Source organism: Tenacibaculum sp. (assembly GCF_048269885.1).
In the GTDB taxonomy this organism is placed as follows: domain Bacteria; phylum Bacteroidota; class Bacteroidia; order Flavobacteriales; family Flavobacteriaceae; genus Polaribacter.
In genome coordinates this window covers 284,923-311,570 of record NZ_JBLWTZ010000001.1, presented here as the reverse complement: position 1 = coordinate 311,570, position 26,648 = coordinate 284,923, and the positions used below count along the sequence as shown (strand labels likewise).

20 protein-coding genes and 1 pseudogene are annotated in these 26,648 nt (G+C 33.4%); 11 read left to right on the top strand and 10 right to left on the bottom strand.

The features are described 5' to 3' along the window. The 3 genes and pseudogenes from ACN0WY_RS01300 to ACN0WY_RS01290 form a co-directional block, all read right to left on the bottom strand. A pseudogene (locus tag ACN0WY_RS01300) lies at positions 1 to 1,858 on the bottom strand (hypothetical protein); the annotation flags it as partial. A 496-nt stretch (positions 1,859 to 2,354) separates the two neighbouring features. Then, positions 2,355 to 3,350 carry a glycosyltransferase family 4 protein gene (locus ACN0WY_RS01295; protein ID WP_417799302.1) on the bottom strand — a complete coding sequence of 332 codons (996 nt, stop codon included), beginning with the start codon at positions 3,348 to 3,350 and terminating at the stop codon, positions 2,355 to 2,357. Beyond that, entirely contained in the window at positions 3,351 to 4,280 is a 930-nt protein-coding gene (locus ACN0WY_RS01290) for a hypothetical protein (protein WP_330489001.1), read from the bottom strand. 101 nt (positions 4,281 to 4,381) lie between these two features. On the opposite strand from ACN0WY_RS01290, the gene ACN0WY_RS01285 reads away from it, so the two are divergent. Genes ACN0WY_RS01285 through mscL form a run of 3 tightly spaced genes read left to right on the top strand, consistent with a single transcriptional unit; the run spans position 4,382 to position 6,548 of the window. Beyond that, positions 4,382 to 4,999 (top strand): thymidine kinase, encoded by a 618-nt coding sequence (locus ACN0WY_RS01285; protein ID WP_330489000.1) that lies wholly within the window; start codon positions 4,382 to 4,384, stop codon positions 4,997 to 4,999. Beyond that, positions 4,992 to 6,095, top strand: coding sequence for an alanine racemase (gene alr / locus ACN0WY_RS01280; protein ID WP_417799301.1), 1,104 nt, complete (start codon positions 4,992 to 4,994; stop codon positions 6,093 to 6,095). Before ACN0WY_RS01285 ends, alr begins: the two co-directional genes overlap by 8 nt. A 51-nt stretch (positions 6,096 to 6,146) precedes the next feature. Continuing rightward, the gene (gene mscL, locus ACN0WY_RS01275; RefSeq protein WP_330489004.1) at positions 6,147 to 6,548 is read left to right on the top strand and encodes a large-conductance mechanosensitive channel protein MscL; all 402 of its coding nucleotides are present in this window, start codon (positions 6,147 to 6,149) and stop codon (positions 6,546 to 6,548) included. A gap of 63 nt (positions 6,549 to 6,611) precedes the next feature. On the opposite strand, the gene ACN0WY_RS01270 is transcribed toward mscL, so the two are convergent. Beyond that, positions 6,612 to 7,202 carry a carboxymuconolactone decarboxylase family protein gene (locus tag ACN0WY_RS01270; RefSeq protein WP_417799300.1) on the bottom strand — a complete coding sequence of 197 codons (591 nt, stop codon included), beginning with the start codon at positions 7,200 to 7,202 and terminating at the stop codon, positions 6,612 to 6,614. A gap of 119 nt (positions 7,203 to 7,321) precedes the next feature. Here ACN0WY_RS01270 and ACN0WY_RS01265 point away from each other — a divergent pair, with 119 nt between their 5' ends. The 3 genes from ACN0WY_RS01265 (at position 7,322) to ACN0WY_RS01255 (ending at position 9,869) form a co-directional block, all read left to right on the top strand. Then, positions 7,322 to 7,747, top strand: a complete 426-nt coding sequence (locus ACN0WY_RS01265) for an OsmC family protein (protein ID WP_120186037.1) — start codon at positions 7,322 to 7,324, stop codon at positions 7,745 to 7,747. 21 nt (positions 7,748 to 7,768) lie between these two features. Continuing rightward, entirely contained in the window at positions 7,769 to 9,454 is a 1,686-nt protein-coding gene (recJ, locus tag ACN0WY_RS01260; protein ID WP_417799299.1) for a single-stranded-DNA-specific exonuclease RecJ, read from the top strand. A gap of 70 nt (positions 9,455 to 9,524) precedes the next feature. Continuing rightward, a complete protein-coding gene (locus ACN0WY_RS01255) occupies positions 9,525 to 9,869 on the top strand; it encodes a hypothetical protein (RefSeq protein ID WP_330488996.1) in 345 nt (114 codons plus the stop codon). 29 nt (positions 9,870 to 9,898) lie between these two features. Here the strand turns inward: ACN0WY_RS01255 and ACN0WY_RS01250 are convergent, their stop codons facing one another. Further along, positions 9,899 to 10,951 (bottom strand): endonuclease/exonuclease/phosphatase family protein, encoded by a 1,053-nt coding sequence (locus tag ACN0WY_RS01250; RefSeq protein WP_330488995.1) that lies wholly within the window; start codon positions 10,949 to 10,951, stop codon positions 9,899 to 9,901. Between the two features lie 186 nt (positions 10,952 to 11,137). Here ACN0WY_RS01250 and ACN0WY_RS01245 point away from each other — a divergent pair, with 186 nt between their 5' ends. Next, complete coding sequence (locus ACN0WY_RS01245) at positions 11,138 to 13,897, top strand: TonB-dependent receptor (protein ID WP_330488994.1); 2,760 nt, start codon at positions 11,138 to 11,140, stop codon at positions 13,895 to 13,897. A gap of 12 nt (positions 13,898 to 13,909) precedes the next feature. Further along, positions 13,910 to 15,880 carry a DUF5689 domain-containing protein gene (locus ACN0WY_RS01240; RefSeq protein ID WP_330488993.1) on the top strand — a complete coding sequence of 657 codons (1,971 nt, stop codon included), beginning with the start codon at positions 13,910 to 13,912 and terminating at the stop codon, positions 15,878 to 15,880. Between the two features lie 72 nt (positions 15,881 to 15,952). Here the strand turns inward: ACN0WY_RS01240 and ACN0WY_RS01235 are convergent, their stop codons facing one another. Continuing rightward, the gene (locus tag ACN0WY_RS01235) at positions 15,953 to 18,034 is read right to left on the bottom strand and encodes a M20/M25/M40 family metallo-hydrolase (protein ID WP_417799298.1); all 2,082 of its coding nucleotides are present in this window, start codon (positions 18,032 to 18,034) and stop codon (positions 15,953 to 15,955) included. 192 nt (positions 18,035 to 18,226) lie between these two features. On the opposite strand from ACN0WY_RS01235, the gene ACN0WY_RS01230 reads away from it, so the two are divergent. The 3 genes from ACN0WY_RS01230 (at position 18,227) to ACN0WY_RS01220 (ending at position 22,916) form a co-directional block, all read left to right on the top strand. After that, a complete protein-coding gene (locus ACN0WY_RS01230) occupies positions 18,227 to 19,111 on the top strand; it encodes a metallophosphoesterase (RefSeq protein ID WP_417799297.1) in 885 nt (294 codons plus the stop codon). Between the two features lie 307 nt (positions 19,112 to 19,418). Beyond that, the gene (locus ACN0WY_RS01225) at positions 19,419 to 20,582 is read left to right on the top strand and encodes a porin (RefSeq protein ID WP_417799296.1); all 1,164 of its coding nucleotides are present in this window, start codon (positions 19,419 to 19,421) and stop codon (positions 20,580 to 20,582) included. A 72-nt stretch (positions 20,583 to 20,654) separates the two neighbouring features. Continuing rightward, on the top strand, positions 20,655 to 22,916 hold the full coding sequence (locus ACN0WY_RS01220; RefSeq protein ID WP_330488989.1) for an inorganic phosphate transporter: 2,262 nt from the start codon (positions 20,655 to 20,657) through the stop codon (positions 22,914 to 22,916). A 51-nt stretch (positions 22,917 to 22,967) separates the two neighbouring features. Here the strand turns inward: ACN0WY_RS01220 and ACN0WY_RS01215 are convergent, their stop codons facing one another. The 4 genes from ACN0WY_RS01215 to ACN0WY_RS01200 all read right to left on the bottom strand — a co-directional run bounded on the left by ACN0WY_RS01215 (position 22,968) and on the right by ACN0WY_RS01200 (position 26,637). Beyond that, positions 22,968 to 23,843, bottom strand: coding sequence for an acyl-CoA thioesterase (locus ACN0WY_RS01215; RefSeq protein ID WP_417799295.1), 876 nt, complete (start codon positions 23,841 to 23,843; stop codon positions 22,968 to 22,970). 27 nt (positions 23,844 to 23,870) lie between these two features. Beyond that, positions 23,871 to 24,953 carry a GNAT family N-acetyltransferase gene (locus ACN0WY_RS01210; protein WP_417799294.1) on the bottom strand — a complete coding sequence of 361 codons (1,083 nt, stop codon included), beginning with the start codon at positions 24,951 to 24,953 and terminating at the stop codon, positions 23,871 to 23,873. Between the two features lie 168 nt (positions 24,954 to 25,121). Beyond that, positions 25,122 to 26,078 (bottom strand): hypothetical protein, encoded by a 957-nt coding sequence (locus ACN0WY_RS01205; RefSeq protein ID WP_417799293.1) that lies wholly within the window; start codon positions 26,076 to 26,078, stop codon positions 25,122 to 25,124. A 106-nt stretch (positions 26,079 to 26,184) separates the two neighbouring features. After that, on the bottom strand, positions 26,185 to 26,637 hold the full coding sequence (locus ACN0WY_RS01200) for a hypothetical protein (RefSeq protein ID WP_417799292.1): 453 nt from the start codon (positions 26,635 to 26,637) through the stop codon (positions 26,185 to 26,187). Positions 26,638 to 26,648 lie beyond the last annotated feature (11 nt).

Here is a 26,648-nt window from a genome sequence, read left to right as displayed (position 1 = left end):
TACTGCCTGATTTCTCTCCACCAATACCACAGTTGTCTGTCCACGTAGTGCTTACCACTTCTGGCCATGCTTGGTTACATTCCTCTAGCATGATATCCTCTTGATCGGCAATTACCGGAGCTTCATCATCTGGTGTAACTGTAAATGTTCTTTCACAAGAAACCACTTGTTCACATTCATCAGAAACCTCATATTTTAAAACGATACTTCCTCCACAAGCATTGGGTGCTTGAAGAGCATTTACATCGACTTCATTTTCACCTATGTAATATTTCTCTACTACTGTTCCATTTCCTCCTGAAGTTGAAAATCCAGATAACCAAATACCAAAAGCATTATTAATATTTGCTTGTGATGTACATTCTGGTATTGTTTGATTTTCTGGACAAACTTGATTTAACGGTATTAAAGGCTCTCCATTTACTTGAAATACATCTTCTGCTGTACATCCTACAACACCTGGGGCAAATTGTAATGTTGCTGCTACTTTATAAGTTCCTGCTTCTGTGACTTGCAATGTACCTTCTGTTTCTCCATTTATCTCTACATCGTCTTTATACCATACATACGTAAAAGTATTTCCTTCTGGTGTTGCGTTTGCGGTTAGTGTTATACTTTCTTCTGTACAAGCTATATCTTCCCCTTCTATTACCACGGTTACTTCAGGTGTATCTGCTAAACTAAACGGTCCTGCTAAATCTTTTAGCTCAGCAGTAAATGAATCAGAAGATCTTGTTTTTACAATTACACTTCCTAATGGGCTAATACAATCTATACCAGGAGAACTACTAGAATCAAAACCTAATGCTGATGCGTTAATTGCTATTTCTGCAAAAGTATTTTGTTGATAATCGGATACTATATTTCCTCCTTTATTAATTGTCCCCCAAGGGCCAGCTGTTACAGAGCCTCCATCATTCACTTGAGAAAAAACTGCTTCAGGTGCTCCTTGTCTTAACTGTATTTCAGCATACCCATAATTTCCTGCTCCATTTCCTCCATCATATTGTATATATCCGTTTTGATCTTTCTTAAACTCAAATGGTCTAAAAGGCAAGGTGTTGTGTGTATCAAAATAAGAGTCTGGAACCCCTACTAATTCAACCCAAACATATAGTTTAATAATCGCATTTGCTCCTCCATTAGCATAATTCACAGAAAGGATAATATCTCCATGTTGTAACACCGAACCATCAGGGTTAAACACATATGGAGTTCTTCCTCCTGTAGCTGATAAGTCCACCACTGATTGAATAGTACCTCCTACTAAATTTACTTTTTCTCTAAAATATTCAAAGTCTAAATAACTATCTCCGCTATCATTTCTTGTTGATGCCCCTAAAAAAGCCCATTCATCTGTTCCTACTGTAGCTCCTTCTCTTCTTAAATGTCCAAAAACATCTATAATGTCATTTTTTTGAGGCACAGAGGCATCAGTAATTGTCCAAGTATTCGGATTGTCATTATTTTTATCTGACCCTCCTGTAAACACATTTGAATCTGTATTGTTACCTTGAGCGTTTTGATCTCTAATAAAAACAGCATCGATCCAAAGTCTTCCATCAACAACTGTATAAATAGGAACACTCATTCTAATTTCAGCAGAAGCATTATCATCTACTAATAAATTTGCTGTTACTGCTGTGGAAGTTTCGTCTATTACTCCTTTCCCTGAGTCTCCTAAAAACCAATCATCAGTTCCAAATGGGAAGACTGCTCCATTTGGAAAAGATACTATTCCTGAATACACATCAGCATCAACACCAAAGTTGGCTTGAACTGTAGTTTCTGTGTTCACTAATTGTGCATTCACTGCATTTGTTGAAAACAAAAAAAGCACGACAAGAAAACCTGTCATACTATATAGGCGCCTTTTAAAACCTTTATCAATGCAGTTTTTTAACGTTTTTAACCCTCTCCTTTTACAGGCAGGTTCTGTATCATTAAGCAACATATTGTAATATTTTACATGGTATTATTCTTTAATTTTTTGTTATTAAAGGGGTTACACATCTAACCAACATAAAAACAAGCTGGTTGTAAAATATCTAGTAAAGAGGTTATCAAATAACTAAAAGTATTTTTTTAGCTTAAGAGAGGTTACAGAAACAAAGAGGTTAAAGGGATATTTCGTTGAGAGATTAAAACTCATATAAGAATTATGAGTTAGGGAAGCAAAGTTAATCAATTAACACTTATTTAACAACCATCCGTATTGATGCTGATAATAAAAAAGGGGTTTTCCCCCTAGGATCTAATGCCCCCCATAAAGTTATTTAATCTCTACGGAGCCATTTTTTGCCGAAAGAAAAAACAATTCTTTTTTCAGGTAAAAAACTTAATTACTACAGGTTTTAATTAAGGTTTTTATACACTTTTACTAGTTCCTCAGCTTCTCTTTGTGCGCTCCATTTTTTTTCGATTTCTCTTCGAGCGCAATCTCCTAAATGAGGAAGTTTCTTATGTATTAGGTTTGCAATTATTTTTTGAAGTTCTGTTTTATTTCCCGGGGTAAACAAATAGCCAGACTCTGAGTCTGTTATTAACTCTGAATGCACTCCTACATTCTTTGTAGCCACAACTGTATTTGCGCATGCCATTGCTTCAGCACAAACTAGAGAAAAACCCTCTGTAAAAGAAGGAACCACCGAAATTTTAGCTGCTTGGTAATAAGAAATAATATCTGATGTTTCATCAACAAAATAAACTTGGTCTTCAACCTTGTTTTTTTTAACTATTTCTTTTAATTCTTCTAAAAACGAGGGGGTGTCTACTTTACCAACTACAACCAATGCCCATTCTTTGGTTTCGTTTAATTTGGGTGCTACAGCTTCTAGTAATATTTTTTGTCCTTTTGCTTTTCTAACTCTACCTGCACAAAGAATAATATTTTTTTGAGCAATATTGTTTAATTTCTTTTCTGGATTAGAAATAAAAAGGCTTGTGTCTACACCATGTGGTACCATTACGTTAGATATCCCTAAGCTCTTATGCATCGAGCTTGTTAGCGTGACAACCTCATCTGATTTCTTCAATAGAAACTTGGTAAATCCTGACGGCTCTGTTTCAGCATGTCGTGTTGCTACTAATTTGAACTTTGCTCCTAACACTCGATACCATAGCATTTTTAAAATTTCATTGTTACGATGACAATGAACAATGGTGTTTCCTTTAGAAAACAATAACTTTTTTAACTGAGAAGTTGTTATTTTATCTCCTTGAATACCATAACCATACAAATAGGTTGTACACAGTTTTTTTAATTGAGGAAGTACATTTTCAATACTTCTTGTAACACCAGTTCTTCTGTTGTGAAAGTGTGTATGTACAACTGTAAAGTTAGAATCCATCTATGCAAATCTTCTTTCAATGATCTCTAACAGTCTATTTTCATATTCTTCTTTTTCTGACCAATCATAATCAGGTTTTATCATTTTATTGATAAATTTTTTTGCTTCTTTTTCTGTTTTAATGGTATTCAGTTGAGAAATAACTCTATTAAAATCGTTTTGATCTCCATCGAAAAGATGTTTTACAAAAGCTATTCTATCATTTAAGTCAATTTGAATGGTCTTTTGAAAGTAATCATTAATCGTTTTCTTAGGTGCTGCTTTCGTAAACAAATCTGTCATAATATCTACTGAAATCGTATCTTGTAACTCATCTTCTAACGTTGGCGTTTTTCTTTCTCCAACATCTTTCACATCGTTTTTAGTAGTTTCAACCTCACCGTGCAATAATTCTTCTAACTCATCAAAAGGCTGTTCTATAATTTGATTCGAGATTACTTCTTCATTAATTCCTTCAATTACTTTTTCAGCTATTTCATCTGCTTCTTGCTCAAAACTATCTTGTAAATCTTCTTCTAAATGGTGTACTTTTCTTTCTTCTACAAGTTCTTCTTCCTGTGCTATTTCTTCTACTTCTTTTTTTGTAGGTATTTCTATTTCTTCTTGAACTCGTTCTTCCTCCGTTTTAAAATCATCGATAGTTTCTTTCTCTAACTTAATTGCTACTTTTTCTTCCGTAGATGAAACTTCTTCAACAACAGCTTCTACCTGTTTTTTCTCTTCAGCTAACAATACTTCTTGCAACAACTCCTCCTTAGTTTTTGTAGGATTTGGAGTATTATTTATATACTCTTCCACATACGCTAAAACCGAAAGTTTTTCATAAACTTCATATGCCTTTTGCTTTAACTCAAACACATTTTCTTTATTTTTCATTTGTAAAATACTGTGTGCTAAACTGGTTAAATCTGATGCTAGTTTTTTGTGCATAAGTTGTCGTTTGATTTTAATTTTTGCTGTTAAATTTTAATAAATTTGTTCCTCATTCGAAAGTAATACAAAAATCAATAATTAGAGCTTAAAATTACAAAATGTTTCTTGAAAATACAGTAAATCATACAGAACAATTTGGTTGGATTGAGGTAATTTGTGGCTCAATGTTTTCGGGTAAGACCGAAGAATTAATTCGTAGACTTAAACGTGCACAATTTGCTAAACAACGCGTTGAGATATTTAAACCAGCAGTTGATACTCGTTATAACGATGAGGAAGTAGTATCACACAACAAGAACAGCATTCGTTCTACACCAGTTCCTGCATCTTCTAATATTAGGTTATTAGCTAATGATGTTGATGTTATTGGAATAGATGAAGCTCAATTTTTTGACGACGAAATCGTAGCTGTTTGTAATGATCTAGCGAATAGAGGAGTTCGTGTTATCGTTGCAGGTTTGGACATGGATTTTAAAGGAAACCCTTTTGGACCTATGCCTGCATTAATGGCTACTGCCGAATATGTTACGAAAGTACACGCTGTTTGTACTCGTACGGGCAATTTAGCTCATTACAGCTACAGGAAAGCACAAAGTGACGATTTGGTATTTTTAGGAGAAACCCAAGAATACGAACCATTAAGCAGGGCGGCTTACTATAAAGCCATGAAAGAGCAACAAACTCATAACAAAGAAGAAGAAAGCAACAATGAATAACAATCACGTTACTGTATTAGAAATCGACTCGGAGGCTGTATTACACAACCTTGCTTACTTTAAGCAAAAACTACAACCACAAACTAAAATCTTGGCTGTTGTTAAAGCCTATGGTTACGGAAGTGAATCTGTTGAAATTGCTAAAATTGTAAAAGATCAAGTTGATTATTTTGCTGTTGCCTACTCTAACGAAGGCATTGCACTACGTGAGGCAGGAATAACAACTCCTATTTTAGTGTTGCAACCTCAAATTCAAAACTTAAAAGAGCTTGTAAAATACCGCCTAGAACCAAGTCTATACAGTTTTAAAATTTTTGATGCTTTTATGCAACTTGCTGATGAGACTCCTTTGATGAATTACCCTATTCATATAAAGTTCAATACTGGATTAAATAGGTTAGGGTTTTGGCATACAGATGTACCAGCTTTAATTACTGCATTAAAAAAATCTAACAATGTAAAAGTTGAATCTATTTTTTCACACTTAGCAGCCAGTGAAGACCCTTATGAACAAGAGTTTACTGTTGGTCAGATTAACAATTTTGCCTATATCGTAAAACAAATTTATTCGCATCTAGGGTATGAACCTATGATTCACATTTTAAACACTTCTGGCATTATCAATTATCCCCAAGCTCAATTTGACATGGTTCGTTTAGGAATAGGATTGTACGGTTTTGGGAACGATGATCAAGAAACTGCTCAATTAAAAAATACGCATACTTTAAAATCTATCATTTCTCAAATTCACTTAATTCAACCAGGTGAAACAGTGGGTTACAACAGGGCTTTTGTTGCCAACCAACCTACAAGAAGTGCTACGATTCCTATTGGTCATGCAGATGGTATTTCAAGAAGACTAGGGAATAAAAATGGTTTTGTTTTTATTAACAATCAACCAGCTCCTATTATTGGAAATGTTTGTATGGATATGATTATGGTAGATGTTACTCAAATTGATTGCAATGAAGGTGACGAGGTTATTATTTTCAACCATCAACAACATGTGGAATACATGGCTCATAAGAGTGAAACTATCCCGTATGAAATACTCACTGCTTTATCTCAACGTATAAAAAGATTGGTTAAGAGTTAATTTTTTTATACTTTTCAATTCATTTAACTATTAAAATTCAAATATATGGGAATGCTTAAAGAATTTAAGGATTTTGCAATGAAAGGAAACTTAGTTGACATTGCAGTAGGTTTTGTAATGGGAGCAGCTTTTAAACAAGTAGTAACTTCTTTTACAGGGGGAATTGTATCGCCGTTAATTGGGCTTATATTCAAAGCTGACTTTAAAGATATAAAATACGTAATAAAGGAAGGAGTTGCGGATGAAGCAGGTAAAATAACAGGGGAGGTTGCTATTATGTATGGCGAGTTTTTAACCCATGTTATCGATTTTATTATTGTAGCTTTTGTAATGTTTACGGTTGTGAAAGCGGTAAATGCCATGAAGAAAAAAGAAGAACCAGCTCCTGAAGCTCCAAAAGGGCCTACTCAGGAAGAATTATTAGCCGAAATTAGGGATTTACTTAAAAAATAATTCTTATAAATACTTACTACCAAGGCTCGCAATTGCGAGCCTTGGTAGTTTTAATAATTTTAGTTACACATGTTTTCCTTTGTTCCATCCATGTTTTCCTAAATATTGCTCACCACTTTCAACAGCTCCATCTTCAATACTTGTTCCCATAGAGTCATTCCAACGATTTAAATACCCGAAAAGAGAAATCACACCTAACATTTCAACTATTTCTCCTTCATTCCAATATTTATACAATTCTTCTTTTATTTTTTCATCTACCATATTTGGAACCATCGAAGCAGCTAATGAAAAATCTAACGCAGCACGTTCAGCATCAGAAAATGCAGAGTGAGTTTTATACTCCCATATATTATCTAATTGTTCTTGTTCTGCTCCATAACGCTCTGCTGCACGAATTGCATGTGCTTGACAATAACGGCAACCTGTAGCGTTACTACTTACCCAAGCAATCATCCTTTTTAAAGCAGAAGTTACACGACCATGGTTAGCCATTACCGCTTTATTTAAATTAATAAATGCTTTGGATATTTCTGGACGACGTTGCATCGTTAAAACCGAATTCGGACAAAAACCTAAGGTTTCATTATAAAAATCAGATAATTGTTTCGTTTCTACATCATGATTCGGATCTAAAGGAGTTACTAAAGGCATAGTTTTATTTTTTAAGTTTTTAATACTAACTTTTTACTGTAAGTTTGTGTTATTATTTAAATAATTAAGTCGGAATACACATTGACTTGCTTACGCAATAAACAAAAAAATATCAAGATATGGCAACAAACACAGTTACAACCGTTTGGAAAGAAAACATGCAATTTGAAAGTGACAATCCTAGTGGGCACTCAATAGTAATTGACACTTCTGAAGAGCATGGTGGCAATAATACTGGATTACGCCCCAAAGCTATGATGCTTTCATCGTTAGCAGGTTGTTCTGGTTTAGACATTGTTCCTATGCTAGAAAAAATGCGTGTGAAAATTGATGATTTTAAGATTGTTGTTACGGGTGAATTAACTGAAGAACACCCAAAGTATTACCACAAAGTTTTAGTTGATTATCATTTTTACGGAAGTGATTTAGACGAGAAAAAAATTAATAAAGCAGTAGACTTATCGATAGAGAAATATTGTGGTGTTATGGAAATGTTTAGAAAATTTGCGGATGTAACTACCGCTATTCATTTACATAACAACTAATTTATTCTTGATTAAATTGCTATGCGCTGGACATTAAAACCACAACCAGACACTATTAAAGTAAAAAAATTGGCTAAAGAATTAGCTGTGGATACAACCTTGGCTAAAATCTTAGTACAACGTGGTATAGAAACCTTTGATGAGGCAAAGCATTTTTTTCGTCCTTCGTTGAGCGACTTACACAATCCTTTTTTAATGAAGGATATGGAAATTGCTGTACAACGCATAGAAAAAGCCATAAGAAACAACGAGAATATTTTAGTTTTTGGTGATTATGATGTTGACGGAACCACAGCGGTTTCTTTACTGTCTTCTTATCTAAAAACAATTCATTCTAAGATTGCAACCTATATTCCCGACCGATATAATGAAGGGTATGGAGTTTCTTTTCAAGGAATTGATTTTGCTGAAGACAATGGATTTTCTCTCATCATAGCTTTAGACTGTGGAATTAAAGCTATTGATAAAGTTGCCTACGCTACTGAAAAAAATATCGATTTTATTATTTGTGATCACCACAAACCTGGGAGTAAAATTCCTAAAGCAGTTGCTGTTTTAAATCCTAAGCAAGTAGATTGTAGCTATCCGTATGATGAATTATGTGGTTGCGGTGTTGGTTTTAAGTTGATTCAAGCATTAGCTTCAAAAAGAAACCAAACGATTGAAGACTTACTTCCGTATTTAGATTTAGTAGCTACAGCAATTGCAGCCGATATTGTTCCGATGACTGGTGAAAATAGAGTGTTAGCTTATCATGGATTACAAGTTATTAACTCTCAACCTCGAAATGGTATCAAAGCCATTATTCATCAGTTACAAAAAAAAGAACTCACTATTACTGATGTAGTTTTTATCATTGCTCCGCGAATAAATGCTGCTGGTCGTATGAAACATGGAAACTACGCTGTCGAATTATTAACCGAAATGGATTTTGACTCAGCAGTAGAATTTGCTTCTGCAATAGAAAAATTTAATTCCGACAGAAAAGAATTGGATAGAGCTATCACCCAAGAAGCTTTACTTCAAATTGAAAACAACAACGAGCAAGAAAATTACACCACAGTTGTTTTTGATGAAAATTGGCACAAAGGCGTTATTGGTATTGTAGCTTCTCGTTTAACCGAAACCTACTACAGACCTACTTTGGTCTTTACTAAAAGTGGCGAAAAATTAGCTGCCTCTGCTCGTTCGGTAAAAGGATTTGATGTGTATAATGCCCTAGAAGCATGTTCGGAATTTATTAAACAATTTGGCGGACATAAATATGCCGCAGGTTTAACCTTATTACCTGAGCAATATGAAAACTTTAAAAAGAAATTTGAAGAAGTAGTTGCTTCCACAATTGACAAAAATTTGTTAACACCAGAGATTACCATTGATGCTGAAATTGACCTATCAGAAATTACTCCCAAGTTTTTCCGCATCATCCAACAAATGGCTCCATTTGGTCCACTTAATATGAAACCTATTTTTACGACTACCGCTGTGAGAGACAATGGTTACGGAAAACAAGTAGGAGCTGACAGTAGCCATTTAAAGTTGAACATCATTTATGGCTCTGACCAAAAAACATACAACGCTATTGGATTTGGTTTAGGCACTAAAATATCAGCTGTACAAAACGACTTTGACATTGCTTACACATTAGATGAAAATACTTGGAACGGTTATACCTCTATACAATTAATGTTAAAAGATTTAAAATAGTAAAAACCGTATTTTTTTATTTAGAATAATTCCAAATAATACCATATATTTGTTATCATAATAGACAGTTATGGACGGAATTACTAAAATATACAACAACAACATAGGTATTTCTTTTCATTGGAAAGAAAACAATTCAAACTTAATTCAATTAATATTTAGAGACACTGGGTTTCATCTAACCGAACAAGAGATCGAATTATTTTTAGACAAGGTAACGGACTCTAAACTTCAAAGAAATTGTGCCACTTGTAGTAATGGAAAAGACTGTAGATCTATTCTACTTCAAACTCCCTCAAATAAAGTGAGCATGGCAGTATCATCAGTTGAACTATGGCAAATTGACGACCTTTTAAAAGGTACTTTGTTTCAACTAAGAATGAATACTTACCTAGATGACGTATGTAAAAATTAAAAGGCTTGCAAAATTGCAAGCCTTTTATATTATTTATCTTCTTTAATTAAGTACATATATACTGGGTAATGATCACTATACCCTCCAGTATATCTCCCATAAGAAAAACTTCTGAAAGGATACCCCTTATAGCGTCCACTCTTTTGGGTTAAAAAACGCTTATTAAAGATACCTGACTTAAACATTTTGTATGTTGAAAAATCTTTTTTCCCTTTGTCTAATAACGGAGAGGTAAACATAATTTGATCAAACAGGTTGATATTATCTCTATAGCCTAATGTATTAAACCCACGACGAAACATATCTTCGTATGGATTATAAATATCTCCTTCTTTTACATTTTTTTTCTTGCTCTTCGTTTGTAAAACTGTTTTGAAGCTCGAATTGATAGGATCGTCGTTAAAATCTCCCATTATTAACACTTTTGGGTTGGGATCGCTTTCTTTAATTTTTTCTATAATTTGCTTTACTTTATACGCTGCTTTTTCACGTAAAGGCCTACTTTTTGCTTCTCCTCCTCTGCGGGATGGCCAGTGGTTAACAATCACATGTATTAATTCATCATCTAAATAACCTGATACTAGCAAAATATCGCGCGTGTATACTTTTTTATTTTGATCGTAAATATTAGGATTGAATGCCTCGAAATGAATAGGTTTAAAATACCGTGGTTGATATAGCAATCCTACATCTATCCCTCTTTTATCAGGAGAATCAAAATGAATAATACTATATCGTTTCTTGTTTAACTTTTCAGACGCTACTAAATCTTCTAAAACTTTTTTATTCTCAACCTCAGCAACTCCTAAAATTGCAGGACTGGTCTTAGCCTTTTCTGCTCCCAATTGAAAGATAACCTCTCCCAATTTATCAATTTTATCCAAATAAACCTCTTCCTTATCCCCTTTCATTTCCATTATCGGACTTGCTTCATCATTCTTTTCAGGATCATTCTTAGTATCAAAAAGATTTTCTAAGTTATAAAAACCAACAGTTCTTATTTTGTATTTTTTTGCCTCTTGTTGTGCATGTGAAGAAAAAACACCAAGAGTTAAAACTAAAAGTAAAGCTATATTTCTCATTTAATAAATTTTACGCGACAAAAGTAAAAACAATTTTCAAGCCAAAACCTATAATTTACACAAAACTAAGTTTCATAACTTTAACTTAATATTAACATAACTATAATTTTCGTAATTTTGCCTCCCTTTTGCCGTATTTTCGGCCTGGGGAATTAATATATTCAAATATTTTATAAACAATCATTTATGAGAAATTTTACGATAACAATGTTATTGCTTTTTTCAGGTTTATTTGGCTTGAATGCGCAGAATATTGTAAAGGGGATCGTAATAAACGGCGATTCTGAAAATCCTATGCAAGGTGTTTCTGTAAGTGTAAAAGAAGCAAACGTCTCGAGTACTACAGACGCTAGTGGAGCTTTTACACTGAATGGTTTACCAAACGGAAGGCAAATTGTAACGGTATCATTAAACGGGTATGAGACCCAAAACTTTCCAGTAGAATTATCTGGAAAAACAGTAGATTTAGGAACAATCTTTATGTATGAAGATTTGTCTGAAGATCAAGATTTAAGCACCATCACTATTACAGATGATGAATTAAATGATGATACAAGTGCTGCTGATAACATTTCTGGTTTACTACAAGCCTCTAGAGATGTATATTTACGTACTGCTGCTTTTGAATGGAGTGGCTCTTTTTACAGAGTACGTGGTTTAGATTCTGAAAACGGTAAAGTTTTGATTAATGGAATTGAAATGAACAAGCTATACAACGGAAGACCTCAATGGAGTAACTGGGGTGGCTTAAACGATGTATTGCGTAATCAAGAATTTAGCAATGGACTGACTCCTTCAAATTACGCATTTGGTGGTGTTTTAGGTTCTACAAACATTAATACTAGAGCTTCAGAATACAGTGAAGGAGGTCGTGTTTCTTATGCATCCTCTAACAGAAGTTACAACCACCGCTTAATGGCTACATACTCTTCTGGTTTGTTAGCTAATGGATGGGCAATAACTGTTTCTGGTAGTAGGAGAGCTGGTAACGAAGGCTATGTAGATGGTACTTTTTACGATGCCAATTCTATCTTTTTATCACTTGAAAAGCAAATTAACGAAGCTCATAGTTTAAACTTAACAGTGATTGCCGCTGAAAATGAGAGAGGAAAATCTTCACCAAACACTCAAGAAGTTTTTGACATTAAAGGAATTCGTTATAATTCATATTGGGGGAAGCAAGGAGATAAAAACAGAAACTCTAGAGTTAAAAGGTTATACGAGCCAATCGTTATGTTAAACCACTATTGGAATCTTTCTGATAACACGAGATTAAACACGAATATTGGTTTTCAATTTGGAGAAATTGGCAACAGTCGTTTAGATTATAACGGCGCTAACAATCCTGATCCTACGTACTACAGAAAATTACCAAGTTGGTATTTATCAGACCCTAATGGACCTGATTATGAAAATGCCTACAAATCGTTAACTGGTTTTCAAAATGATGGTCAAATTGATTGGGATGAATTATATATTGGAAACGAAGGTAGTCCTGAAAATGCTCGTGTAATTTTATATGAAGATAGAAACGACGATCAACAATTAACTGCTAACATGATTTTATCTTCAGAATTAAATGAAAATATTACATTAACAGCTAGTGGTGAATATAGAAAGTTAAAGTCTGAAAATTTTGCTTCTCCAATAGATATGCTTGGAGCTACAGGTTATTTGGATGTAAATACTTTTGGCGATAATTTTGATCAACAACAAAGTAACCTTTTAACTCCTAATAGAACAATTGGCTTAGGAGACCGCTTTAAATACAACTATATCTTCAATTCTGAAGTATATGGTGGTTTTGCTCAATTACAATTCAAATACAACAAAGTTGATTTTTATGTTGCAGGACAAGCGAACAATACCACCCATCAAAGAGAAGGTTTATTCCAAAACGGATATTTCCCAACCAACTCTTATGGAAAATCAAACAAATTAGATTTCTTTAATTATGGAGCTAAAGGTGGATTGACTTATAAAATCTCTGGTCGTCATTTAATTGATGTAAACGGAGGTTATATAACCAAAGCACCATCTTTACGTAATTCTTTTGCTAACTCAAGAGCTAACAATGTAACAGTAGCTGATGTGGCTGAATTAAATAGTGAAAAAATATTATCTGGAGATATTAGCTATGTATTTAGAAGCCCTTTAATTACTTCTAAAGTTACAGGTTACTTTACCGATATAAAAGATGCTACCGAAATTTCTTTCTTCTTTGCTGACGGTATTGGAGGAGATACTTCTGCATTTATTCAAGAAATCTTAACAGGTATAGACAAAAGACATTTTGGTGTTGAATTAGGTATTGAAGCACAAGTTACTCCTACTATTAAATTAAAAGGAGCTGCAAACATTGGGCAGTACACCTATAACAACAATCCTAATTTGGTTATTACAACTGAAAATGCTTCAACCCCTGGTTTTACAAATGGTAAAAGAGACATGGGAGCAGCTTCTCTTAAAGATTATAAAATCGCCGCAGGACCTCATAAAGCATACTCTTTTGGTTTTGAATATAGAGATCCAGATTATTGGTTTGTTAGTGTAACAGCAAATTATATGGATGAAGCTTATGTAGATGTTTCTCCTATTAGAAGAACTAGTAACTTTATTAGCGACGCTGATGGAGCTGCTTTTGCAGATTACGACCCTGTGTTAGCTAGACAACTATTAGCTCAAGAGCAATTTGATGACTACATGGTTGTGAATGCTATTGGAGGAAAATCGTGGAAAGTAGGCGATGGTAAATACATTGGTTTATTTGCTAGTGTTAGTAACCTATTTAACGAAGAATACAAAACAGGAGGTTTTGAACAAGGTAGAAATGCAAACTACCGTGAACTACGTGATGACAACGCTAACGGAACACCTACCTTTGGAAATAAATATTGGTATGGTAGAGGTACTACTTATTTCTTAAACTTAAATTATAGATTCTAAAAAACACTCAAAATGAAAAAAATAAATTTATACAAGATTTTTGCAATACTTTTTATTGCAATTTCTGCTTCATGTGTTGACAATAACGATTTTGAATTACCAACTATTGGACCAGATAAACAATACGAAAACTTAAAGTCTTTAGACGAAATTATTGCCCAGTACAATGGTGACCCTGTAGAATTTACCGAAGACGTTACTGTTTATGGTTATGTAATTTCTGACGACAGAGAAGGAAATTTTTTCAAATCAATCATAATTCAAGACAAACCAGAAAACCCAACTGTTGGTTTAGAAGTAAGAATAGATGATACCAATTTAGGAGCTCGTTATAATGTAGGTAGAAAAGTTTACATTAAATTAAAAGGACTTGTTTTAAGTAAATACTTCGCCTCTTTTCAAATAGGTGTTTTAAACGGAAGTAGTACGGATAGAATTGACGCAAACGATTATATCAATTTTATCGACAGATCTTCTGAAATTACTGAAATAGTACCAACCAACTTAACAATTGGAGAGTTAACTGATGCTCACATCAATACATTAGTTAAAATTGAAGGGTTACAATCTGAAGAAAAAGGACTAACTTATGCTAATCCTGATGATACTTTTTCTGTAAACAGAAACTTCGTAAGTTGCGAAACTTTTGAATCTATTATTATGAGAACTAGTGGTTTCTCAACCTTTAAATCATACCCTATTCCAGATAAAAAAGGAAGTATTACTGCTATTTTAGGAAAGTTTAGTAGCGACTACCAATTATATATTAGAGATACAAACGATGTTGATTTTACCCAAGAATACGGTTGTAATAACAACCCTACAGAGGCTTCATTAGCTGAAGTAAAAGCATTGTATACTGGTAGTGAAACTACTGTTACTCAAAACTTAAAGTTAAAACTTGTAATTACTTCAGACCTTTCTACAGAGAATATTTCAAATCAAAATGCTTTTGCTCAAGACGCAACAGCAGGTATTGCTTTACGATTTAGTGATGCTTACGATTTAAAATTAGGAGATGAAATAGAAATTGCTGTTGGAGGAGCTAAACTAAGCGAATATAACGGTTTATTACAATTAAACATCTCTCCATCAAGTATTATTAACACAACTGCTGGAACGTTACCTACCCCTGAAGTAATTACGATAGCTCAAGCGTTAACTGGTGATTACCAAGGAAAATTAGTACAAATTGAAGGTGTACAGTTTAAAGATATTACAGGAACTTATAATGGTTCTAATGTTTTTACCTCTGATTGTACCGATGAATTAACAACTTATGTTAGACCTCAGGCAACATTTGCTAGTAACTCTGTAAGTGATAAAAAAGGAACCCTTACAGGAGTAATGAGTGATTTTAACGGAGCTCAAATTTACCTTAGAAATGAGGCTGATGTTAATTTTACTGAAGATTACGCTTGTGGATCTACAGGTGGAGGTACTGGAACTGCAGCAGCATTATTTTTCTCTGAATACGCAGAAGGAAGTAGTAACAACAAGTATTTAGAAATATACAACCCTACATCTGAAACTGTAGATTTAAAAGATTATGCATTTCCAAATGTATCTAACGATCCATCAACTGTAGGAGAGTACGAATTCTGGAACACATTCCCTGATGGTGCTACAATAGCTCCAGGAGCTACTTATATTATTGCTCACGGTAGTGCAGACCCAACTATTTTAGCAAAAGCTAATCATACTTTTAACTTTTTAAGTAATGGTGATGATGGTTTTGCTTTAGTATACGGAACAGAAACTAGCTATACGGTTTTAGACTGGCTAGGTGATTGGAATGGTGACCCAGGTTCTGGATGGGATGTAGCTGGTGTAACTGCCGCTACAAAAGATCACACGCTTGTTCGTAAAGCTTCAATAACTGAAGGTAACCCAGATTGGGCAGCAAGCGCTGGTACAGATGCTGCTTCTTCTGAATGGGAGGTTAAAGATATAGATGATTGGACCTCGTTAGGAGTTAGGTAATTCACAACTCGTTGATAAATTAAAAAAAACCCAAGTTTTAAAACTTGGTTTTTTTTTATTCTCTTTTTTAACCTACTTTTTTACTAATTGTTTAGTATACTTTTTCCCTGTGTTACTAAGAGATACAAAATAAATCCCCGCTGATAACTTTGAAACATCTATATTGTTATTTCTAGAACTCATTTTTACTTTTTTAAGTAATTTTCCATTTGTATTGTAAATAGTAACATCTTTGCTTTTCCACAATTCATTATTAACCTCTAAAGCAATAAAACTTCCTTCTACAGGATTAGGTGAGCAAACGATTACATTTTTGTCATTTACTAAAGTTTGTTTTGTGTTTGACTTAGTCGTTTTAGCGCTTCCACAACTTCCAATAGTACGCCATCCGCTTGAAGTTCTCTCGTATAAAACATCAAAATAAACAACTCTATCACCTACCTGATAGCTTTGAGAAGAATCATATTGAGCTACACCATCGCAAATATTTGTACTCGTCCCTCCATCTCCTTCAATAATATGCACAGTATAATCTTCCACCTCACCATAATCAAACGTTCCACAAGAAGAGGGTGTCGTATTATATCGCATAGACACTCTCATTCTTGTGTTCCCTAATTTTGCACTAGCAGGAACAGTAAAAGTACCGTTGACTGAACCATCAGAAGAAGCACTTTTAACCCATACCTGCTCTCCACTATCCTCAAAATCAGAATCCTGATTATAGTCAATCCAAACAGCATATCCTTCATTATAAACTGTACCTGTCCATTTTGGGGTAACGGTAATCGTGTTGGAACTTCCTTGCTCCAAGTTAGTGGAAATACTAGTAAAATCTTGATATCCATTTGTAGCTCCTGAGCTGTTATTAATACTCCCTAATGTGACCTTCTGTATATATTCATCATTTACATTATTTCCTTTTGAATCGCAATAGGTTGGCACACTAACACTTCCCTTGCTTTTGGCCACTTCAATGATATACTCTAAACCAAGTTTTGCAAATTTTGCTGCATGGGTAGCATTTGCCGTTGGAAACCGATCAGATGTGTCGTTCACCGTATGAATATAAGGACTTGAACCATTAAACGATGCTTCAAAAGGGAAAGCTGCATCATATCCTTGTTGTGCCCAACTGTAATGATCGGAACAACCGTAATTACATCGTGTATAATCGTAAGTAAATTGATGACTTCCTGATGCGTTATAATGATCCATAAGACTTGCTAAAAAAGCATTAAGAGTACTACTGTTATAACTATCATCAGAAATATAAACATCTTTTGGTGATCCTTTGTAATTTGTCATATCAAACTGTACATACGACAACACATTAACATTTCTGTTTTTATAATCTTGCGCAATCTCTTTTGAACCTCTTAATCCAACTTCTTCTGCTGCAAAGGCCATAAACTCTATAGTTCTTTTTGGTTGAAAGTTCATTTCATAAAGCACTCTTGCCATTTCTGTAATTGTAGCAATTCCTGATGCGTTATCATCAGCACCAGGTGCATTGGTTTCTCTTTCTGGGCTAACAGAATCAATATGGCCACCTATTAGTACATATTCATTTGGTAAATCGCCACCTTGTATTGTCATAACTACAGAAGGCATTCCAGTACTACTATGGTTAACTATCCTAACACTTACGTCTGACCTACCATTTGCCATAGCTTCCCATTTTTGTTTTAAATCTTGAACAGCTTGCGTTGCTTTCTGAGTTGTGTGATACCTGGTCCCATAGTTTTCAAGTGCTACAATATGATTCGCAATATTTGTATTATTCACCAAACTTAAACTTTGATTTACAAGTTGATCTTCACTAATAGTATAGGATGCTCTTTGTTGATACGCTTTTTTACTTTGTAAATTTTGAATTGTTTGTAAAGCACTTTCTTCAGAAGGTTCATAAATAAACCCTGGGCCATGAGTTAAAATCATGTGATGTAACTTTTCTGCTGCATGGTGACTTAACTTTACAGCACTAAAACCATTTGTGGAAGAAAGAATTTCAATGTCGGAGGGGGCTACTTTTTGTAATTTTAAGGCATCGTTGGTTTCAATAGTACCATAAAACATTTTTTCTTGACTGTAACCATTAGAAAAACTAAGGCACACCAATAGTAACGAAAGTAGTAAATACTTTTTTTTCATTTTTGAAGGGTATTAATGTTAATTATAAATTCCTTTGTAAGTTATTAAAAATTAACATTATACAGGTAAAATATTTTTATCCTCTTGTTAAATTATAAATCAACAGTGAGCTTTTTTATTCTTATCCTCAACAAGTTTTGTGATACATTTTATTTTTTCGCATCTTTATATGGACATAAATTTTCACCATAAATGTTTTCAAAACATAGAATAAATAAGGCTTTTAAAAAAGCAAAAAAACTTCCTTTAAACAAAAACTCTAAATACATCTTATTTTCTGATTGCCATAGAGGTGATAACAGTTTTGCAGACGACTTTGCACATAATCGAAAAATATATCACTATGCGTTATCTCAATACCTTCAAAGTGAATTTACTTATATTGAGTTGGGTGATGGAGATGAGCTTTGGGAAAATAAATTTATAAATATTTTCAATACGAATAAAAACATTTATTTATTACTTCAAAAGTTTCATCAACAAAACAGGCTACATTTTATTTGGGGTAATCATGATATGAATTATAGAAAACCTAAAAACGTTGCTAAGAATTTTAATTTTTATTACGATACTATTGATGGAAAAAAGAAAGAGTTAATGCCCAATGCTTCTTTTTCAGAAGCAATTAAATTGATACAAGAAGATGGGAAGTCTATTTTTTTACTCCACGGCCATCAAGCTGATTGGTTCAACTATACTTTTTGGAAATTAAGCAGGTTTTTAGTTCGTGCTTTATGGCGACCATTACAAATACACGGAATTAAAGACCCTACCAGTCCTGCTCAAAACTTTAAAGAATTGATAAAGGTAGAACGTCGTTTAGAAAAGTGGATTTTAAATAACAACCAACAAATGATTGTTACAGGACATACTCATCGTCCTAGATTTCCTTCTGAAAATGAACTTCCTCATTTCAACGATGGTAGTTGTGTACACCCTAGATGCATTACTGGTTTAGAAATTGAAAACAATGAAATTACTCTTATCAAGTGGCATGTCGTTACCAACGAAGATGGTACCATGCAGATTACAAGAACCGTTCTTGAAGGGCCTAAAAAAATAGCAAACTTTATCTAACTACTTAACCCTTTCTTAACTTAATCTCGTACTTTACATAACAGTTTATTAAAACATACTTAATACTTGCGTTAAAAAAAGAGAATACCTTTGACTTACCTCAGTTTAGAGGTGTAGAGTCATTATAAATTTATTAGTTTTTGTCGACTATTTATGTGACTTACCACATACTGCCTTGAAAACAAGGCAGTTTTTTAATATTCACTTAACTTTAAATTAACATTAGGGTTGGTAATTTGCCGCGACAAAAACTAATAAATTACCCTTAATGTATTACAAAAAAATACTTACCCTTGTAAGTATATTTATGTTGACGTATACACATGCACAACACGAAAAATCCACAAAATTTGGTAACGGCTTACTTAATATTATAGGAAAAGACAGCACTTGGTCTATGAAAATGAGTGCCCGAATGCAATTTTTAGCAACAGGAGAATGGGATTCTAACAAAGATGGTTTGTACAACCCATCTTCTTCTATGTTAGTGAGAAGAGCACGTTTAAAATTTAAAGGATTTGCTTTTTCTCCTAAGTTAAAGTATAAAATGGAGCTTGGTTTATCTAATAGAGACATTAGCGGTGCTTCAGAACATACAGGAAATGCTCCAAGATATATTTTAGATGCTGTTTTAAAATGGAATTTCTACCAAAACTTCGAACTATGGTTTGGACAAACCAAACTACCGGGCAACCGTGAACGAGTTATCTCTTCAGCAAACATGCAATTAGTAGATCGTTCTTTATTAAACAAACGATTTAATATTGATAGAGATATGGGAGTACAGTTAAGACACCATTTCAATTTATCTGATAATTTCATAGTAAGAGAAGCTCTGGCTTTTTCACAAGGAGAAGGAAGAAATGTTACGATAGGAAACTTAGGAGGTCATCAATATACCGCTCATTTAGAACTTTTACCTTTTGGAAAATTTGAAGGAAAAGGAGACTATATGGGAGGAGACTTAAAAAGAGAACAAACACCTAAACTTGCTATTGGTATGAGTTATGATTTTAATAACAATGCTGTAAAAACAAGAAGCAACCAAGGAACGTATATGGTTACTGATGACGGGTATTATCAAACAAACATTTCAACCTTTTTTATAGATACTATGTTTAAGTATAAAGGGTTTTCTTTTATGGGAGAATATTCATACAGAAACGCAAAAGATCCTATTGCAAAAAACTCAGATGGAACTCCTACAGGAGAAATTGTGCAAGTAGGAAGTGGTTTAAATCTACAGTCGGGATATTTATTTACTAAGAACTGGGAGGTATCTGGTCGTTTTACCAATATTTCTTTAGACGAAAACATTACAGGTAAAGGAACTGAAAATCAATACACAATAGGATTATCAAAATACATTGTTGGTCATAAATTAAAGGTTCAAACCGATATCAGCTACTTAGACATAGCAGCAGCTACAAATCAATTAATGTATAGATTACAAGTAGACATACACCTTTAAATGATAACATAAACATAACATGAGAGCATTCTTGTGTAACTAAATTTGCAAAACTTAATTAAAAACTAAAAAATGGGAGATCCATATATTTTGATGCTAGTCGCTTTAGCTGTTTTAGCTATTGTTGACTTGGTTGTTGGAGTTAGTAATGATGCTGTAAACTTTTTAAATTCAGCAATCGGTTCTAAAGCAATTAAAGTAAGAAATATTATGATAATTGCGAGTGTTGGGGTGTTTTTTGGGGCAGTTACTTCAAGCGGAATGATGGAAGTAGCGCGTAAGGGTATCTTTAACCCTAGCATGTTTATGTTCCAAGACATCATGTTTATTTTCATGGCAGTTATGATTACTGATATTTTACTGTTAGATATCTTTAACTCATTAGGAATGCCTACCTCAACAACAGTTTCTATTGTATTTGAATTGTTAGGAGCTGCTGTATGTGTGTCATTAATTAAAATTGCAGCCAACGACACCCAATCAATTTCAGACATTTGGAACTACATTAATCATAAAAAAGCTATTCAAATTATTAACGGAATACTGCTCTCAGTAGTAGTCGCTTTTTCTGTTGGAGCTGTAGTGCAGTTTATTTCTCGTTTAATTTATTCATTTAACTTTGAGAAAAGACCTACATATATTAACTCATTATTTGGTGGTTTTGCAATTACTGCTATTACGTATTTTATCATTATTAAAGGAATGAAAGGAACTCCTTTTTATAGTGATATAAAACACCTTATTGAAGGCAATACTTTGCTTATTATAGCTGGAAGCTTTGTTTTTTGGAGTGCGGTATCTCATCTTTTAATACAGTTCCTAAACGTTAATATTTTAAAATTGATTATTGGTATTGGAACCTTCTCTTTGGCAATGGCCTTTTCTGGTAACGATTTGGTTAACTTTATTGGAGTACCAATTGCTGCGTGGAACTCATACCAAGCTTGGGAAGTATCTGGCATTGCTCCTGACGCATTCTCTATGGGGATTTTAGCAAAGAAAGTACCTTCTAACGTATGGTTACTATTATTAGCAGGAGCGATTATGGTTATTACTTTATGGACTTCAAGCAAAGCGAGAAATGTTATTAAAACAGGTATCGATTTATCTCGTCAAGGTGACGGACATGAAAAATTTAAACCAAATCCATTATCAAGAGTGGTAGTAAGAAGTGCTATGGGGATTAACTCTGTTGTTAATTTTGTTGTTCCTAAAAAAGCCTTAACCTTTATAGATTCTAAGTTTCAAAAACCTGTAATTGAATTACCAAAAGACAAAACTTATGAAATGCCTGCTTTCGATTTAGTAAGAGCCTCTGTAAACTTAATTGTTGCTGGTATTTTAATCTCTATTGCAACTTCAATGAAATTACCATTATCTACCACTTATGTAACATTTATGGTAGCAATGGGTACCTCTTTAGCTGATAGAGCTTGGGGACGCGAAAGTGCTGTTTATAGAGTTGCTGGTGTAATTAATGTTATTGGCGGATGGTTTTTAACAGCCATTACAGCTTTTTTAACAGCTGCTTTGGTAGCTTACTTAATTAGCTGGGATATGGTAATGATTCCTGTATTGTTATTAGTAGTGGCTCTTTTAATTGCAAGAAATACATTACAACACAGAAAAAAATCTAAAGAAGAGAAGAAACAAGTACATATGGAACGAGCAGAATTAATCACTATTAATGGTGTGATTGAAGAAAGTTCAGATCATATTGCTGGTGTTGCTAATCGCATTAACAAACTATACTCAAGTGTGGTAAAAGACCTTGCTACACACGATTTAGTGAAGTTACGTAAAACAGATAAACACGTTACCAAACTAAACGATGAAATTGACAGTTTAAAAGACGGTGTATTCTATTTTATTAAATCATTAGATGACACTTCGGTACAGGCAAGTAGATTTTATATCTTAATTTTAGGGTATTTACAAGACGTTGCACAATCTATTAGCTATATTTCAAGAGCAACATACAAGCACGTTAATAACAACCATAAACACCTTAAAAAAGGACAAATTAAAGATCTTAAAAGTATTGACAATACTCTTTCTAAGTTATTAGATGATATTGCTAATACATTTGAAAATAGAAGTTTTGATAATTTAGAACATATTATTAACGAAAAGAAAGAATTATTAAAGGATGTATCTAAATCTATTGAAAAGCAAGTAGATCGCATTAGAACAGACGAAACAAGTCCGAAAAATACTACCTTATACTTTAGTATTTTAATTGAGACACAAGATTTAGTCTCTGGATTAATGAGCTTACTAGAAACCTACGAAGAGTTTCATATCAGTACCAAAACAGCTGAAATAGAAGCTTAATCAAACAAAAAGCCGAGTTAATTAACTCGGCTTTTTTATTTCTTATCTAGATTAACTAGTACTTTTTTTCATGGGACGCATTAAACCTTCTTGTGCTACCGAAGCAATTAATTTACCTTCTCTAGTATAAATATTTCCACAAGCAAAACCTCTTGCTCCATTAGTATTAGGACTTTCTACCGAGAACAACATCCAGTCATTAAAATCAAAGTCACGGTAAAACCACATAGAGTGATCTAAACTTGCCATTTGTGTATTCCCAAAATTGGCTACACTGGCATTTGGATTTAAACATGCGGTTAAAATATTATAGTCTGATATATACGTTAATATTTGCTGTTTAATTCCTAATGGCAAATCAGAAGCTTCTCCTTTTAATTTAAACCAAACATCAACCACAGGAGGTAAATCTTTTCGATCTAACGGATTTACAATTTGTACAGGCTTAAAATCAATAGGGCGCTCAATACTTAAAAAGTCTTTCATTTTCTTTGGTAAAAAAGCTCCAAATTGATCTAACATATCTGTCCAGCTCAACAACTCTTCCGGTTGTTTTAAGTCTTTTTTTATAGGCATTTGATGCTCGTAACCTTCTTCTTTTTTATGAAAAGAACAAGACAAAATAAAAATCGTTTTATCTTTCTGGTGTGCCGTTACTCTACGTGTAGAAAAGCTTCCTCCATCACGAATGATTTGTACATGATAGGTAATTGGTAACTCTAAATTCCCTGCTTCTAAAAAATACGAATGCAACGAGTGTAAAATACGTTCTTTAGGAGTTGTTCTATATGCTGCATTTAATGCTTGTGCCAATACTTGACCTCCAAAAACATTTGGACTTCCTATATCTCTACTTACTCCGTTAAAGTTCCCTTCACCTAAATCGTCAAGAGTAAGTATGTTTAATAATTCTTGTGTGTTTTTCATTTCTTACTGCAATAAAGATTCAATTCTTTATACTTTTGTTTTAAAAGGTCTTATACGCCTAAATTCTGTGGGCTGAATTCTATTCAAAAATAAGCTTAAAATACGATTTGGAATACTTTTTCTATGTCGTAGATAAATTGTTAAATCTTGTGGTACTGCTCCTACCGAACTTTTTATTTCACTGGCTGTTCTTCCAAAATTAATGGTTTGTATATTGCCATCAATAGCCAATGCTATATAATCATACAACATTCGTTGGTAAACGGCATGACTTCTATTAACAGTATAATCAATACCTACAAAGTGGGCATCTAGCGAGTGTTGATTTATCATTCCAGACAAAAAGCCAACTAATTTATCTCCTAACCAATATACTTTTATAACATAATCATCTTTTAAGTTTTCCTTTAAAGATATGTAGGTTTCTATATTAAAGTACCCAAGATTAAAACTCGCCTTATTTGAAACATTCTTATATAGTAACATCATCTCAGGTAATAATTGCTTTAAAGACTCGAAAGTTAGGTCTTCCGTTCGTAGATCCTTACTTTTATCTAAAGCTTTTTTAGCTTTAACTCTGTACTTAGTTTTTAAAGCTGCTAAATAATCATCAAAAGTATTCCAACTACTGTCTAGTGTCAACACCATATTAGGATCTACATTAAATGAATTGTACCCTACGCTATGAAGTGCGTCTGTAATAAAAAGAGAGGCATTTACAAAATCTTTCAGCATAAAAGCATCAATTGTTTCTTTTGAAATGTCTTTTTCAAAAGCCACAATAGCTTTTGCTAATTGTTTTACAACTTCTTTTTTATCTTGATTTGGTTTGATAAAAATTCCGTGTTCTCCACTTACAAAAGTATTACCACATGTAAGTATTTTAAAAGGTTTTTGAGAAGACAACAACTGTAATTTCCTGCCCATACATCGCATCCATTCTACAACCGATTGTAAATTATTTTGAACACTGTGTAAGTAAAAATCGATTAGCTTAATGGTAGCAAAGGCTATTGCTTCTTTATTTTCATCAAACAATACAATATAAGAGAATTGTATTTGCTCATTATTCTTTTCTAAAGCTTCTAAATACGCAGGTTGAAAGTACAAGTTGCTTGTACATTCAAGCTCTTCCCAAACCTTTATTGGTACCTCTTTTACTGAAGAGAAGTAACATGTATTGGATATTTTTTTTTTACAGGATAAAATAATTGTGGTTTTTTACGATTTGTATTTGTGTAAATTAGTAAAAGTTTGTCAAATACCCTATAAATTATTTTAAACAACTCCATTATTCCAAACAGGCACTTTTAAAAACCGACTTATTTTCACCATATCACTTAACAGATACTCTTTATCTCCATGGTTTAACAAGTTATGGCGTTTGCCACTTTGAGTAACTAAATTTACCTCGTAACAATAATACCCTCCAGAGTTATTTCCTTGGACAAATTTTGACAATACTTGTAATGCATATACTTGTTGAAAAGCTATGATTTCTCCATCAATCAACACCTTTCTTTTTTGCGAGTTTAGCTGTACCTTAGTGCCAAAAGAAAACAACAAAAAGATTCCTATCAATAAAAAAGGACCTCCAGAGGTAAAAAACATTTTTCCTCCCTGCATAAAGGTTAATGATTCTTTTGAAAACTCAACAAACTCTATATAAGACCAAGCCACATAGTTTCCCCCCATTAAAAAGAAACTCCAAGCTATAAACTTCATATAAGAGCTAGAGGTTATTTTATAACCAGAAGTTGTTTTTCGTAAACGTTCACTTAAAAAATTACTTCCTGATCCTTTCAGCGCATCCCATGAAATATGTTGTCCAATAGCATCGGCTGTAAAGTCGTCAAAAGAAAACGCTATTTGTTTATTGGTTGGTAAGTTTTTCTTCCTTTTTACCCAATAACTAGCACCAAACATGCCAATAAACATAAAAGCCAATACTGCTAACATTCCACCTGTTTTATAGTAAGTGTATCGTTCTTTTCTTATACCTAACTTTTGAATTGGAACGCTTATTTCAAGGCGTTTGATAGTATTTAAATCTCTTCTGGCAGGATTAGTAATCTGTTGTAACGAGTCTAGCTCTCGTATACTTTGCTGGACTTCTATTTCCCTTTTGTGAAAAAACTCATAGGTATTTTGTAACTGAGGTAGCACCACAAAAACAAAAATTCCGATTGGAATTATTGCAAAAAACCAAGCATTATTGAGGGATACTTTTTTCATATTTTATTTTTTGGAAAGCAAATTTGAGAAAAGTTTTTAATCTTTTACATAAAAAAAGCTTTTACGTTCAGGTAAAAGCTTCTTACATTGATATTGTTTTTTTGTACTACTCGCAAAAAGGAACTGTAAAAAAGCCCTCTATTGAGTTATCGTTACTTGAAGTTGCCTTTATTTTTAACGTAAGTTCATTGTTTGTAAACCTAACAATCTCAACAACTCCTTGAAGGTAGTTTAAAGGAGTGGATCCTTTCTTATTAAAAACTACATTCACATTATTATAAGTTCCTAACTCTGCTTTCACATAAGTTGTAATTTCTAACTCATAGTCAAAAATATCTGAACTGCAAGCTGCTTGAATGTTGGTAATATGTACCGAAAGCTCATTGTTTCCAGACATGAATGCTTTCCCTCCTTCAGCCGTAAAACTTGTTCCAAATACTTTTCCTGATAATTTTGTGTTTGCGATTCCTGCTGGATCATTATCGCTGTCAGAACAGCTGCTCATCACTAAAGTTAGGGACATCAAAACCGCATAGCTAATTTTAAAAATCTTTTTCATTCCTTTAAAAA

What these genes read in the sequence shown, in the direction of transcription:
- ACN0WY_RS01295 (WP_417799302.1), bottom strand. Translation starts at nt 3,350, where the DNA reads ATGGATTCTAACTTTACAGTTGTACATACACACTTTCACAACAGAAGA.
- ACN0WY_RS01290 (WP_330489001.1), bottom strand. Translation starts at nt 4,280, where the DNA reads ATGCACAAAAAACTAGCATCAGATTTAACCAGTTTAGCACACAGTATT.
- ACN0WY_RS01285 (WP_330489000.1), top strand. Translation starts at nt 4,382, where the DNA reads ATGTTTCTTGAAAATACAGTAAATCATACAGAACAATTTGGTTGGATT.
- alr (WP_417799301.1), top strand. Translation starts at nt 4,992, where the DNA reads ATGAATAACAATCACGTTACTGTATTAGAAATCGACTCGGAGGCTGTA.
- mscL (WP_330489004.1), top strand. Translation starts at nt 6,147, where the DNA reads ATGCTTAAAGAATTTAAGGATTTTGCAATGAAAGGAAACTTAGTTGAC.
- ACN0WY_RS01270 (WP_417799300.1), bottom strand. Translation starts at nt 7,202, where the DNA reads ATGCCTTTAGTAACTCCTTTAGATCCGAATCATGATGTAGAAACGAAA.
- ACN0WY_RS01265 (WP_120186037.1), top strand. Translation starts at nt 7,322, where the DNA reads ATGGCAACAAACACAGTTACAACCGTTTGGAAAGAAAACATGCAATTT.
- recJ (WP_417799299.1), top strand. Translation starts at nt 7,769, where the DNA reads ATGCGCTGGACATTAAAACCACAACCAGACACTATTAAAGTAAAAAAA.
- ACN0WY_RS01255 (WP_330488996.1), top strand. Translation starts at nt 9,525, where the DNA reads ATGGACGGAATTACTAAAATATACAACAACAACATAGGTATTTCTTTT.
- ACN0WY_RS01250 (WP_330488995.1), bottom strand. Translation starts at nt 10,951, where the DNA reads ATGAGAAATATAGCTTTACTTTTAGTTTTAACTCTTGGTGTTTTTTCT.
- ACN0WY_RS01245 (WP_330488994.1), top strand. Translation starts at nt 11,138, where the DNA reads ATGAGAAATTTTACGATAACAATGTTATTGCTTTTTTCAGGTTTATTT.
- ACN0WY_RS01240 (WP_330488993.1), top strand. Translation starts at nt 13,910, where the DNA reads ATGAAAAAAATAAATTTATACAAGATTTTTGCAATACTTTTTATTGCA.
- ACN0WY_RS01235 (WP_417799298.1), bottom strand. Translation starts at nt 18,034, where the DNA reads ATGAAAAAAAAGTATTTACTACTTTCGTTACTATTGGTGTGCCTTAGT.
- ACN0WY_RS01230 (WP_417799297.1), top strand. Translation starts at nt 18,227, where the DNA reads ATGTTTTCAAAACATAGAATAAATAAGGCTTTTAAAAAAGCAAAAAAA.
- ACN0WY_RS01225 (WP_417799296.1), top strand. Translation starts at nt 19,419, where the DNA reads ATGTTGACGTATACACATGCACAACACGAAAAATCCACAAAATTTGGT.
- ACN0WY_RS01220 (WP_330488989.1), top strand. Translation starts at nt 20,655, where the DNA reads ATGGGAGATCCATATATTTTGATGCTAGTCGCTTTAGCTGTTTTAGCT.
- ACN0WY_RS01215 (WP_417799295.1), bottom strand. Translation starts at nt 23,843, where the DNA reads ATGAAAAACACACAAGAATTATTAAACATACTTACTCTTGACGATTTA.
- ACN0WY_RS01205 (WP_417799293.1), bottom strand. Translation starts at nt 26,078, where the DNA reads ATGAAAAAAGTATCCCTCAATAATGCTTGGTTTTTTGCAATAATTCCA.
- ACN0WY_RS01200 (WP_417799292.1), bottom strand. Translation starts at nt 26,637, where the DNA reads ATGAAAAAGATTTTTAAAATTAGCTATGCGGTTTTGATGTCCCTAACT.